Origin of the sequence: Bradyrhizobium sp. SZCCHNR1002 (genome assembly GCF_032381435.1) — a bacterium.
GTDB lineage: Bacteria > Pseudomonadota > Alphaproteobacteria > Rhizobiales > Xanthobacteraceae > Bradyrhizobium > Bradyrhizobium aeschynomenes.
The window spans coordinates 2,634,952-2,647,544 of sequence record NZ_JAUHIS010000001.1 but is presented as its reverse complement, the minus strand read 5'-3'; the positions used below and the strand labels follow the sequence as shown (position 1 = coordinate 2,647,544).

General features: G+C 66.2%; 10 protein-coding genes. 8 read left to right on the top strand and 2 right to left on the bottom strand.

Translation table 11 applies throughout. The features are described 5' to 3' along the window. Nucleotides 1–233: 233 nt before the first annotated feature. Nucleotides 234–1,463, top strand: coding sequence for an amidohydrolase family protein (locus QX108_RS11935; protein ID WP_409998495.1), 1,230 nt, complete (start codon nt 234–236; stop codon nt 1,461–1,463). A gap of 127 nt (nt 1,464–1,590) precedes the next feature. Next, entirely contained in the window at nt 1,591–2,517 is a 927-nt protein-coding gene (locus tag QX108_RS11930; protein ID WP_315782075.1) for an N-carbamoyl-D-amino-acid hydrolase, read from the top strand. Nucleotides 2,518–2,738: 221 nt separating this feature from the next. Here the strand turns inward: QX108_RS11930 and QX108_RS11925 are convergent, their stop codons facing one another. Continuing rightward, nucleotides 2,739–3,398: an aspartate/glutamate racemase family protein gene (locus QX108_RS11925; protein ID WP_315721497.1), complete on the bottom strand. Its 660-nt coding sequence runs from the start codon at nt 3,396–3,398 to the stop codon at nt 2,739–2,741. Between the two features lie 127 nt (nt 3,399–3,525). On the opposite strand from QX108_RS11925, the gene hydA reads away from it, so the two are divergent. The 3 genes from hydA to QX108_RS11910 all read left to right on the top strand — a co-directional run bounded on the left by hydA (nt 3,526) and on the right by QX108_RS11910 (nt 6,899). Further along, nucleotides 3,526–4,995, top strand: a complete 1,470-nt coding sequence (hydA, locus tag QX108_RS11920; protein ID WP_315782072.1) for a dihydropyrimidinase — start codon at nt 3,526–3,528, stop codon at nt 4,993–4,995. 169 nt (nt 4,996–5,164) lie between these two features. Then, entirely contained in the window at nt 5,165–6,136 is a 972-nt protein-coding gene (locus QX108_RS11915; RefSeq protein WP_315782070.1) for an NAD(P)-dependent oxidoreductase, read from the top strand. A gap of 1 nt (nt 6,137) precedes the next feature. Continuing rightward, on the top strand, nt 6,138–6,899 hold the full coding sequence (locus QX108_RS11910) for an SDR family oxidoreductase (protein WP_315782068.1): 762 nt from the start codon (nt 6,138–6,140) through the stop codon (nt 6,897–6,899). A 96-nt stretch (nt 6,900–6,995) separates the two neighbouring features. On the opposite strand, the gene QX108_RS11905 is transcribed toward QX108_RS11910, so the two are convergent. Continuing rightward, a complete protein-coding gene (locus QX108_RS11905) occupies nt 6,996–7,892 on the bottom strand; it encodes a LysR family transcriptional regulator (RefSeq protein ID WP_315782066.1) in 897 nt (298 codons plus the stop codon). Nucleotides 7,893–8,102: 210 nt separating this feature from the next. Between QX108_RS11905 and QX108_RS11900 the strand changes: the two genes are divergently transcribed. From QX108_RS11900 to QX108_RS11890, 3 genes are all read left to right on the top strand, one after another. Continuing rightward, entirely contained in the window at nt 8,103–9,518 is a 1,416-nt protein-coding gene (locus tag QX108_RS11900) for an NAD(P)/FAD-dependent oxidoreductase (protein ID WP_315782064.1), read from the top strand. A 112-nt stretch (nt 9,519–9,630) separates the two neighbouring features. After that, nucleotides 9,631–11,250, top strand: coding sequence for an ABC transporter substrate-binding protein (locus tag QX108_RS11895; protein WP_315782062.1), 1,620 nt, complete (start codon nt 9,631–9,633; stop codon nt 11,248–11,250). A gap of 310 nt (nt 11,251–11,560) precedes the next feature. After that, nucleotides 11,561–12,592 carry an ABC transporter permease gene (locus QX108_RS11890; protein ID WP_315782060.1) on the top strand — a complete coding sequence of 344 codons (1,032 nt, stop codon included), beginning with the start codon at nt 11,561–11,563 and terminating at the stop codon, nt 12,590–12,592. Nucleotide 12,593 lies beyond the last annotated feature (1 nt).

Sequence of the window (12,593 nt, the reverse complement as noted above, 5' to 3'; positions counted from 1 at the left end):
GCAACGGCCCGCCTTGACGACGGGCCTGAGCAGAACGCGTTCACGTTTTCCATGCACCAATATAGCAGTTTTTCCACAGCAAACAAGTGGTCCGGGCAGGCCGTCTGTTTGTAAACGAATGGTGACGAAGGCCGCTTGCGATGCAGCGGGCCTGACCCGCTGGCATGGCGCTTGCCTTTTGGACGCGGCGCCGCCAGCGTGGCGAGCGCATGGATTCTTCGGCGGCAAAGGGCATGGACCTCATCATTCGCAACGCGGTGCTGGCGCAGCAGGGCGAGCTGCGCCGCGCCGATATCGGAATTTCCGATGGCCGCATCGTGGCGATCGAGGCGGCGCTGCAGGCCGACGCCGAGGAACGCGACGCCGAGACCTGCCTCGTCGTGGCCGGCTTCATCGAGACGCATATCCATCTCGACAAGACCTGCATCCTCGATCGCTGCACCATCCGGGAAGGTACGGTGGCGGAGGCGGTGCGCGAGACCGCTGCGGCGAAGCGCAATTTCACGGCGGAGGATGTCTACGCCAGGGCGAAGCAGACCGTGGAGCGCTGCGTCAGTCAGGGCACGATGCGGATGCGCACCCATGTCGAGCTCGATCCCGGCATCGGCTTCATTGCGTTCGAGGCGATCCGAGAGCTCGCGCGCGACTATGCCTGGGCGCTCGATCTGGAGATCTGCGTGTTTCCGCAGGAAGGCCTGACGAACTATCCGGGCACCGAGGAATTGCTGATCGAGGGCCTGCGCCGTGGCGCGCGCACCATCGGCGCGGCGCCATATTTCGACACCGACCCGCCGGCGCAGATCGACCGCATCTTCGCGATCGCAAGGGAGCACGACGTCGACATCGACATGCATCTCGACCTCGCCGAGACGCTGGATCACATGCAGATCGAATATGTCTGCCGCAAGACGGAGGAATATGGCTGGGGCGGCCGCGTCGCCGTCGGCCATGTCACGCAGCTGTCGCTGCTGCCGCCGGAGCGCTTCGACGCGATCGCTGTGCAGCTTGCCAATGCTGGCGTCGCCGTTACCGTGCTGCCCTCGACGGACCTGCATCTGATGGGCCGCCGCCACGATCACGCGATTCCGCGCGGCGTCGTGCCGCTTGAGCCGCTGCGCGCCAAGGGCGTGACCTGCTCGCTGTCGACCAACAACGTGCTCAACCCGTTCACGCCCTATGGCGACGGCTCGCTGATCCGCATGGCCAATCTCTACGCCAATGTCTGCCACGTCTCGCGCCCCGACCATCTCGCCGGCTGTCTCGACATGATCACGCATGATGCGGCCAGGCTGATGCGGCTGGGGGATTACGGCGTGACGATCGGCGCGCCGGCTGATCTCGTCTGCATCGATGCCCGCGATCCGACCGAAGCGGTGGCGACGCTGGCGCAGCCGCTGTGGGGCCTGAAGCGCGGCCGCCCATCGTTCTCGCGCACGCGGCCGGTGCTGCATCGGCCAGGATGATCTATTTGTTGCAATGTGATGGTCTATCAACGCGTCACTGCGAGCGAAGCAATCCAGAGTCCTTGCGCGGCCCTGGATTGCTTCGCTTCGCTCGCAATGACGGCGGAGTTACTACAGGAGTTCCTTCATGCGCATCATCAACGTTGCCGCCGCCCAGATGGGGCCGATCCAGCGGGCCGAGAGCCGAGAGGTCGTCGTCGCGCGGATGATCGCGCTGCTCGACGAGGCCAAGCGGAAGGGGGCCGACCTCATCGTCTATCCCGAGCTGGCGCTGACGACGTTCTTTCCGCGCTGGTACATGGAGGATCAGGCGGAGGTCGATACCTGGTTTGAAGCATCGATGCCGAACGCCGCGGTGCAGCCGCTGTTCGACCGCGCCGCGCAGCACGGCATCGCGATGTATCTCGGCTATGCCGAGCTGACACCGGACGGGCATCACTACAACACAGCCGTTCTCACCGACCGCGCCAGCAACATCGTCGGCAAGTACCGCAAGGTGCATCTGCCCGGCCATGAAGAGTTCGAGCCGGAGCGCAGCCATCAGCACCTGGAGAAGCGCTATTTCGAGCCGGGCGATCTCGGCTTTCCGGTCTGGCGCAATCTCGGCGGCATCATGGGCATGGCAATCTGCAACGACCGCCGCTGGCCGGAGACCTATCGCGTGATGGGCCTGCAGGACGTCGAGCTGGTGCTGATCGGCTACAACACGCCGTCGGTGAACTCGCTGAAGTCGGCGGAGGGACTGCAGCAGCGGCTGTTCCACAATCGCCTCTCCGCGCAGGCTGGTGCCTACCAGAACTCGTGCTGGGTGGTGGCTGTTGCCAAGGCCGGTATGGAAGACGGCCATCACCTGATCGGCGGCAGCCTCATCGTCAATCCCGACGGCGAGATCGTCGCGGAAGCTGAGACGGAAGGCGACGAGGTGCTGGTCGCGCCTTGCGATATGGATGCGACGCGCTTCGGCAAGCAGACGATCTTCGATTTCGCGAGGCATCGAAGGGTGGAGCATTACGGGCTGATCACCAGCCGCACCGGTGCGGTGCCGCCGGAGTGATGCAGTTCGTTATCAGCCGATAGCGCAGCCCAAATTCAGTGTCGTCCCGGCGAATGCCGGGACCCATACCGCGGAAGCTATCGAGGGACGTTGCTGGTAGTTGCCTGCCTCATCCCTGCCGGTGGCTATGGGTCCCGGCTCGGAGGCCGGGACGACAGCGGAGGGTGGGGTGGGCAGTCGGGCAGAGCAGCGCAGACGGCGCCGCGAGATTTGCGTAGCAGTCAGCTGCTAAACGCCACGGCGCCGAGCGCCATCGTCACTGCCGCCTGCGTCGGATCGATCACCGGAATGCCCAGCGCGTCCTCCAGACTCTTCCGGTGCCGCGCCATGCCGGCGCAGCCCATGACGATGGCGCCGGCGCCGTCCTCGTCCCGCAGCGCGCGGCCGACGGAAATCATCTTCGCCAGCGTGCCTTCGCCCGACGCCGTCTCCGCCACCGTCATGTCGAGCGGGCGCTCCGCGGCCAGCCGATCCATCAGCCCCATCTGGCGGAGATAGCGGATGTGGCGGCGGATCGAGCGCTGCGCGATGGCGAGCACGCCGAAGGTGTCGGCGCGGGTCAGCGCGGTCAGCACGCCGCATTCGGCGATGCCGAGCACCGGCCGCGTCGTCGCCTCGCGGCAGACATGCAGACCGGGATCGCTGTAGCAGGCGATGACGAACGCGCTTGACGCATTGTCGCCCTCGACGAAGCGGCGCAGCGGCAGCGCGACGCTGTCGGCATCCTTCTGGCTCTCGACGCCGTAGGGGCCTTCCTTCAAGGTCTCGCAGACGATCTCCGGTCCTTCCGCGAACATCAGCGGCTTGAGCGCCGCCGCGAGGCCGTCGGTCACCACCTGGTTGGAGTTCGGGTTGATCACGGTGATGCGCGGGCGGGACATGGGAGCTACCTGCTTCTTCGGAGTTGACGGCGCCCGACAGGCAACCACTATGCCACCGCGGACGCAAGCAGGCCGACGCGGCTTCGCGTGTCCACGCCGTTCCATCTGGCAGAACTAGGAGATCGCGATGACCGAGCCGGCCTATGACCTGATCATCCGGGGAGGGCGCGTCGCCACCACCACCGACACGTTCGAGGCCGACGTCGCCATCTCCGGCGAGACGATCGCGGCGATCGGTCGCGGCCTGGGGCCGGCGAAGCGCGAGATCGACGCGCGCGGCAAATACGTGCTGCCCGGCGGCGTCGACAGCCACTGCCATATCGAGCAGCTCTCGGCCGCCGGCATCGTTAACGCCGATACGTTCGAGAGCGCGACGACCTCGGCGGCGTATGGCGGCACGACGTCAGTGATCTCCTTCGCCGCGCAGCATGTCGGTATGCAGCTGCCGCAGGTGCTCGAGGACTATCATGCGCTGGCGCGCAAGGGCGCGGTGATCGACTACGCGTTCCACATGATCATTGCCGATCCGACCAAGGAGACCTTGGAGCGCGATCTGCCGGCGCTGATCCGGCAGGGCCATGGCTCGATCAAGATCTTCATGACCTACGACCGGCTTAAGATCGACGATGAGCCGCTGCTCGACATTCTCGTCGCCGCGCGCGAGGGCGGCGCGATGCTGTGCGCGCACGCCGAGAACCACGGCATCATCTCCTGGATGGTGAAGCGACTGCTGGCGCGCGGCTACACCGCGCCGAAGTATCACGCCATCAGCCATGCGCGCTTTTCCGAAGCCGAGGCGTTCAATCGCCTGATCGGCATGGCGGCGCTGGTCGATCAGCCGATCATGATCTTCCACGTTTCGACCGCCGAAGGCGCCAAGGTCATCCGCGATGCGCGCGGGCAGGGGCTGAAGGTGTTCGCGGAGACCTGTCCGCAATACCTGTTCATGACGGCCGAGGATCTCGACAAGCCCGGCATCGAGGGCGCGAAGTGGATGTGCAGCCCGCCGCCGCGCCGCGCGCCGGACCAGGAGGCGCTGTGGCAGGCGCTGTCGCTCGGCGATCTGCAGACGATCTCGTCGGACCACGCGCCGTATCGCTTCGATGAGACCGGCAAGCTGCGCGCCGGCCCGAACCCGAACTTCAAGCAGATCGCCAACGGCCTGCCGGGCCTGGAACTGCGGTTGCCGCTGCTGTTCGACGCGATGGTGTCGAAGGGCCGGCTCGGCCTCAACAAGTTCGTCGAGCTGACGTCGACGGCGCCGGCCAAGATCTACAATCTGCATCCGCGCAAGGGCGCGATCGCGATCGGCGCCGACGCCGACATCGCGCTGTGGGATCCGGACAAGCGGGTCACGATAAGCGATGCCGCCATGCACGACCTCGCGGGCTACACGCCGTTCGCGGGCCGCAGCGTGCAGGGCTGGCCGGTGACCGTGCTGTCGCGCGGCCGCGTCATCGTCGACGACGGCAAGGTTTCGGTGCAGCCCGGCTCCGGTCAGTTCCTCGCCCGCAGCGGCGGCGAGGCGGCGAAGCCGACCGGGCGGCTGGTGGCGGACATGGACCCCGCGCAGAATTTCGGGGCGACGCTGCTGTGATCGGCGTGGGGAGAGCGTGGCCTCGTGCTTCGAGACGGGCGCTTCGCGCCCTCCTCAGCATGAGGGGAGAGAGCGAGATATGGAGCGTTGTTGCTGCTGACCCTCATGGTGAGGAGGCTGCGCCAGCAGCCGTCTCGAACCATGAGGCCCCGATGGAGAGGCTTCTCGCATGAATGTCCTGATCTTCGGTGGCGCCGGCTTCGTCGGGCTCAACATCGCGCAAGGACTGCTTGAACGTGGGCATAAGGTCACCGTTTTCGATGCGGCCGGACTGCCGAGTGCCGCGCAACGCGCCTTCGCTTCTCATGGTGAGCGGCTGCAAGTTATCAAAGGCGACGTGACCGACGCGACGGCCGTCGCAACGGCGGTCGGCAGCGGCTGCGATGCCGTCGTCATGGGCGCCGCGATCACTGCCGGTCCCGAGCGCGATGCGTCCGATCCCGAGCGCATCCTCGCGGTCAACCTGCTGGCGCAAGTGCCGATCCTGCAGGCGGCGCGGCGCAGCGGTGTTCGGCGCGTCATCAATCTGTCGTCCGCTGCATCCTACGGCGCCAGCGGCCAGCGCTTTGCCGTGCTGGAGGAGACGACGCCGTGCGAGCCGGTGTCGCTGTATGCGATCACGAAATTCACCTCCGAGCGCGTCGCCGCGCGGCTGTCGGATCTTTGGAAGACCGACGTGATCAGCGTGCGGCTGTCCGCGGTGTTCGGCCCGTTCGAGCGCGGCGGTGGCGTGCGCGATACGCCGTCGCCGCAGGCGCTGATCGCGGCCTGTTGCGCGCGCAACGAGGCGGCGTTGCTGAATGAGCCGGGCGACAAGGACTGGGTCTACGCCGTCGACGTCGCCGATGCTGTCTGCCTGCTGCTGGATGCCGAGAAGCCGCAGCAGACGCTCTACAACATCTCGAACGAGGCGACGTTCACGGCCGAGGCGTGGGGCCGCGCTTTCGCGACCGGCCGGACTGGATTTACGTGCCGGCTCGCGGAGCCCGGCGAGACGCCGACGGTGCCGGTGTTCGCGCCCGTGCGCGGGCGGTTGTCGACGACGCGGCTGGCCGATGAATTCGGCTGGCGCGCGCGGTTCGACTGTGCGGCCTCGGCCGAGCATTTCGGCCGCTGGTTCGATCAGTACGGGAGAGACTGACATGAGGCTGAAGGATAAGGTCGCGGTCATCACCGGCGGCGGCTCGGGCATCGGCCGCGCCAGCGCCGTGATGTTCGCGCGCGAAGGCGCGTTCCTCGCCGTGGTGGATCGCGATGCCGCCGGCGCCGATGAGACGCTGGCGCTGGTCCGTGATGCCGGCGGGAACGGCAGCGTCCATGTCGGCGATGTCGGCGATGCCGCGTTCGCCAAGGCGACCATTGAAGGCGTGGCCGCGGCGCGTGGCCGGCTCGACGTGCTGATGACCGCGGCGGGCTTCTCCTGTGGCGGCACGGTGGTCACGACCGATCCTTCCGATTGGGACGCGGTGTTTCGCGCCAATGTCGGCGGCACCTGGCTGTGGGCGAAGGTCGCGGTGCCGATCATGCAGGCGCAGAAGGCGGGCTCGATCATCACCGTCGCGTCGCAGCTCGCGGTCGCCGGCGGCAAGGGCAACAGCGCCTATATCGCGGCCAAGGGCGCGATCATCAGCCTGACCCGCACCATGGCGGTCGATTTCGCCACCGACGGCATCCGCGTCAACGCGCTGGCGCCGGGCGCCATCGACACCCCGCTGCTGCGCCGGAGCTTCGCGCGCCATGCCGATCCTGAGCCGGTGCGCGACGCCTCGCGCCAGCGCCATGCGATGAAGCGGTTCGGCGAGGCGGATGAGGTGGCCGCGGCGGCGCTGTTTCTGGCCAGCGACGAGGCGTCGTTCACGACGGGCATCGTGCTGCCGGTGGATGGCGGGTGGCTGGCGGCATAGGGGCAGATCGCAGGGATCGAGACAGGCAAGTCCTGATTCTCAGTTGAAAGCGGAGCTATCGCCACGATCGCGGTTGGCTCCCAACAAGTAGGTCAGTCATCTCTTCCCCGTCGCGCCCTTCCGATCCCGTCCGCGCAAGATATCCGCCAGCGCCGCGGCATTCCGTGACAGCGGTTCGAACCGCGGCGTCAGCAGATAGGCGCGCATCGGGGTCTTCGGCGCGAGCGGGCGCGCAATGAGGTCGGGCCAGGCGCGGCCCCGAAGGACGAACTCGTCGACGACGGCGAGGCCGGCGCCGGCGCGGACCATGGCGCAGGCGTCGGGCGTGTAGCGCACGATCGTGGTCGGCTCCGGGCCGCCGGCGAGCGCTGATGTCACGATGTGGCCGTAGGGCGTCTGCGGGCCGAAGCCGACCAGCGGGTAGGGCAGCATGTCCTTCGGCCGGATGCTGCGCAGTTTTGCCAGCGCATGATCCGCCGGCATGATCACGTGCAGCGCGCCTTCCGCGATCGTCTCGACCGCCACCGTGGGCTCGTCGACCGGCAGCACGGTGACGCCGACATCGGCGCGCGCGGTGCCGACGCGGCTGACGATCTCCAGAAGCGTCAGCGACTCGAACTCGACGCGCAAATCGGGAAAACGGCTGCGCAGGCGCGCCAAGGCGTCCGGCACCATGCCGTATCCCGCGCTCGGGCTGGCGACGACGCGAATGGTGCCGGTGCCGCCGGCACGCAGCTCGTCGGCGAGGTGGTTGATGCGCGCGACGCCGCGATGGATGTGCTCGACCTCGGCGAACAGCCGCTTCGCCTCCGGCGTCGGCTGCACCCGGCCGCTGATGCGCTCGAACAGCTTCAGCTTCAGGCCGTCCTCGGTGTAAGCGAGCAGCCGGCTGATGGCGGGTTGTGACACCGACAACAGCCGCGCGGCGCCGCTGATCGAGCCGGTGATCATGATGGCGCGGAAGACCTCGATCTGGCGCAGATTGAGCGGCATGCGACCTCTTGTCTCGCTGCAGGTGCCGTCCGACTGTACGCGCGAGACCCATCCCATAACAAGCTGTTATGGGCGGCGGACAAATCGGTATGGAAGGCTCCCGGCCCGCTTTGCTAAGCTTCACCGGCCGGGTGACATGACTGATGGAGAGAGCGTGAGCGACAGCAAGCGTGTCGACCGCGATGGCGCGTGTTTCACCCGGTGGCCGGCATGAGCGACGGTCTCGCCGCGCTGACGGCCCAGGTTCGCGGCGATCTTTCGAAAATCGCCCATCCCACCATGCCATGGCTGACGCCCGTCACCGGTCCCGACGGAAGGGCGGCCTTCGATGTGCTGATCGTCGGCGGCGGTCAGTCGGGTCTCGCGACCGCGTTCGCTTTGCTGCGCTCCCGCGTCAGCAACATTCTCGTGCTCGACAAGGCCGAGGAGGGCCGCGAAGGGCCGTGGCTCACTTATGCGCGCATGCCGACCTTGCGCAGCCCGAAGGATTTCACGGGCCCCGATCTCGATATTCCCTGCCTGACCTATCAGGCGTGGCATGAGGCGAAGTTCGGCGAAAATAGCTGGCGCGATCTTAACCTGATCCCGCGCGAATATTGGGCAGACTATCTCGCCTGGTATCGCGAGGTGCTCGATCTTCCGGTGCGCAATGCTTGCGAAGTGGTCGACATTGCGCCGGCCGCTGATGGACTGCTCAAGGCGACGGTGCGCAGCAAGGACGGCGAGACCGCGCTTCATGCGCGCAAGATCCTGCTCGCGACCGGCCAGGAAGGCATGGGCGATTGGAGCATCCCGGAACCGCTTCGCAGTCTCCCCGCGACGCGTTGCGCGCATTCCGGCGCCGAGATCGACTTCGAGAGCTTGCGTGGCCGCCGCGTCGCCGTGATCGGTGCCGGCGCGTCCGCCTTCGACAACGCGGCGGTTGCCCTCGAGGCCGGTGCTGACAGCGTCGATCTGTTGTGCCGTCGCGCGGAAATCCAGTTGATCCAGCCGTATCGCTGGCTGACCTTCCGCGGCTTCCTGCGGCACTTCTCCGAGCTCGACGATACCTGGCGCTGGCGCTTCATGAACGCGGTCCTGGGGCTGCGCGAAGGCTTTCCGCAGCACACCTATGATCGCTGCGCCCGCCATGCCGCCTTCCATCTCTACGAAGGGGCGCCTTTGGTCGCTGCGCGCGAGACCTCCGATGGTGTCGTGCTCCAGACGGCGAAGGGTGAGATCACGGCCGACTTCGTGATCAGCGCGACCGGCATCTCGATGGACTTCACCAAGCGGCCGGAGCTGCAGCGCTTCGCGACGAACATCGCGCGCTGGTGCGACCGCTACACGCCCGATCCAGGCGAGCGCAACGACCGGCTCGGCGCCTTCCCCTATCTCGCCGACGACTATGCGCTCTGCGAGCGTGTGCCCGGCGAGACGCCGTGGATCCGCGACATCCACGTGTTCGCCATTGCCTCGACGATGAGCTTCGGCGCATCGGGATCATCCATCAATGCGATGACGACGGCGGTGCCGAAGCTCGTGCATGGACTGACGCGTGGATTGTTCACGGCTGATATCGACAAGCATTGGGCCAACTTCCAGGCCTATGATGTGAGACAGGCCGAGGTTCGTCGTGGCACGTGATTTGCTGCTGCGCTGCGATCTGATGGGCTGCGATCTGATGTGCTGACATTGCTGGTGATCACTGGCAGATGTTTTAGTCCCGGATTTTGAGACTAGCGAGGGAACAGGGGCGATGAGTTTTAAAATGTCCAAACGTTCGTTGTTCGCGGCGACCGCGTTGCTTGCGGTGACACTGGCGGCGCCGGCGGCGCATGCGCAGAGCCGCGCGGAGACGTTGCGCTACGTCACCGGCGCGACCGTCAACACGCTCGATCCGAACATCCCCGGCTCGACGCGCGAAGCCTTCGCGCTGTCGATGTCGAGCTACGACCGGCTGGTGTCGTTCGGCCGCAAGCAGCTGAATGGTAAGTGGGTGTTCGATCTCGACACGATCACCGGCGAGCTCGCCGAATCCTATTCGGTCAGCGCCGACGGCTTGAAGATCACCTTCAAGCTGCGCCCCGATGCCAAGTTCCAGGATGGCTCGCCGGTCACGGCAGAGGACGTCAAATGGTCGCTCGACCGCTGCGTCACCGCGCCGATCCTCGGCAAGGCGCAACTGCTGACTGGCTCGCTGACCTCGGCCGATCAGTTCAAGGTCATTGATCCCCTGACGATCGAAGTCACCTTGCCGAAGCCGGACAAGCTGGCTCTGCCGAATCTGGCGACCGTCTATCCGATCATCATCAACTCCAAGCTCGCCAAGGCGCATGCGACGGCGGACGATCCGTGGGCGCTGAACTGGACCAAGGAGAACGCGGCAGGCAGCGGCGCCTACATCGTCGAGACCTTCAAGCCGGGCGAGCAGGTGATCGCCAAGCGCAACGACGCCTGGAACCGCGGCACGCCGGACAAGCCGGCGGCATTCAAGCGGCTGATCATCCAGTCGGTGCCGGAGCCGGCGACGCGCGCCAACCTCGTCGAGCGCGGCGACGCCGATCTCGTCATCGACCTGCAGGCCAGCGACGTGCAGTCGCTCGAAGGCAAGGGCAAGCTGAAGGTGATCTCGACGCCGCAATACAATGCGGTGACCTTCATCTCGATGAACAACACCATCCCGCCGTTCGACAACGTCAATGTGCGACGCGCCATTGCCTATGCGCTGCCCTACGACGACATGTTCAAGGCCGCCTTGTTCGGCCGCGGCGCGCCGCTGTACGGCGCGACCTGGGCCGACGGCAAGCCGCCGAGCGGCGGCTATCCGATCCCGCAGCCGATCAAGCTCGACCTGGAAAAGGCCAAGGCGTACCTGAAAGATGCCGGCATGCCGGACGGGTTCTCCACGACGTTCAGCTTCAACGTCGGCCAGGCCGCGACGGCCGAGCCGATGGCGGCGCTGGTGAAGGAGTCGCTGGCCAAGATCGGCATCACGGTCGACATCCAGAAGCTGCCGGATGCGCAGATGTCGACGGCGATCAACGAGAAGAAGCTGCCGTTCTTCATCGAGGGCATCGTCGCCTGGCTGCCGTCGACCGACTATTTCTACCGCAACTTCTACACCGGCAAGCAGCGCTGGAACTACTCGTCCACCGACAATGCCGAGCTGGAGAAGATCGCCCAGGAGGCGCGTTTCGAGGCCGACAAGGCGAAATACGAGGCCGAGGGCAAGGCGCTCAACGCCATCCATTTCGACCAGATGTTCCAGATCCCGATCTGGCAGGCGTCGCAGGACGCGGTGATGCAGCCGACGGTGGACGGCTACGTCTACCAGTTCACGCGGCAGGTCGATTATCGTAACCTGAGCCGGAAGTAGGACGATCATCGGTGGAGCGCAGCCGCGTAGCGGCGCTCCACCTCGCTGTCGTTGAGAGAGTAATCCTCTCTGCAGTTCGGCTGAAGCTCGTGCCGCGCTGCAGCTGCGCTCCCTCTCCCCGTTCTTACGGGGAGAGGGTCGGGGTGAGGGGCAGCCGCACGGGTGGTGCGAGTTGATAGACCTGTACCCCCTCACCCGGATTGCATCTGTCGATGCAATCCGACCTCTCCCCGCAGGCGGGGAGAGGTGATACCGAGCGTGGCGCCCCGGTGTGCGTCAATGATGAAGAAGTTTAGGAGACGGCAACCCCATGAACACGATCGGCGCAACTCTGCTGCGGGCGGGACGACGCTTCGTCTCGTCGCTGCCGGCGCTGTTCGGCGTCCTGGTTTTCACCTTCCTGTTGATGCGCGTGCTGCCGGGGGACCCAGCCGTGTTCTTCGCCTCCGGCCCCAATGCCGGCAAGGAGGAGATCGAGGTCATCCGCCGGCAGCTCGGGCTCGACAAGCCGCTGCCCAACCAGCTCGTGATCTATCTGACCGACGTCGCCCGCGGCAATCTCGGCCGCTCGATGATGACTGGGCAGGCGGTTGCCAAAGATCTCAAGGAGCGGCTGCCGGCCTCGCTCGAGCTGACCTTGACGGCGCTCCTGATCGCGCTGGTCTCCGCGGTGCCGCTCGGCGTCATCGCCGCGCTCAGGCCGGGATCGCTTATCGATCACGGCGTGCGGCTGTTCTGTTCGCTCGGCGTCTGCGTGCCGACCTTCGTCTCTGGTCTGTTGTTGATCTACGTGTTCTACTATTTGTTCGGCATTGCGCCTGATCCCACGGGCCGCATCGACATCTTCGCGAGCCTGCCGCCGCAGCGCACCGGCTTCCTGATCATCGACTTCCTGCTCGCCGGCGATATCGAGGGCTGGTGGGCGGCGGCGCGGCAGCTGATGCTGCCGGCCGTCACGATGGCGCTGTTCGTGATCGCGCCGCTGGCGCGCATCACCCGTGCTTCAATGCTGGTCTCGCTCGGCAGCGACTTCGTCCGTACCGCGCGCTCGGTCGGGCTGTCGTGGTGGCGCATCGTCGTCACCTATGCCTTGAGGAACGCGATCCTGCCGGTCATCACCATCGCCGGCATCGTGTTCTCGACCATGCTGGGCGCGAACGTGCTGGTCGAGAAGGTGTTCTCCTGGCCGGGTGTCGCGTCCTACGCGCTCGATGCGCTGTTGGTCTCCGACTACGCGCCGGTACAGGGTTTCGTGCTGCTGATGGCGACGATCTTCGTGATCGTCAATCTCCTGGTCGATCTGCTCTACGGCATCGCCGATCCCCGCGCGACGGTGGCATGAG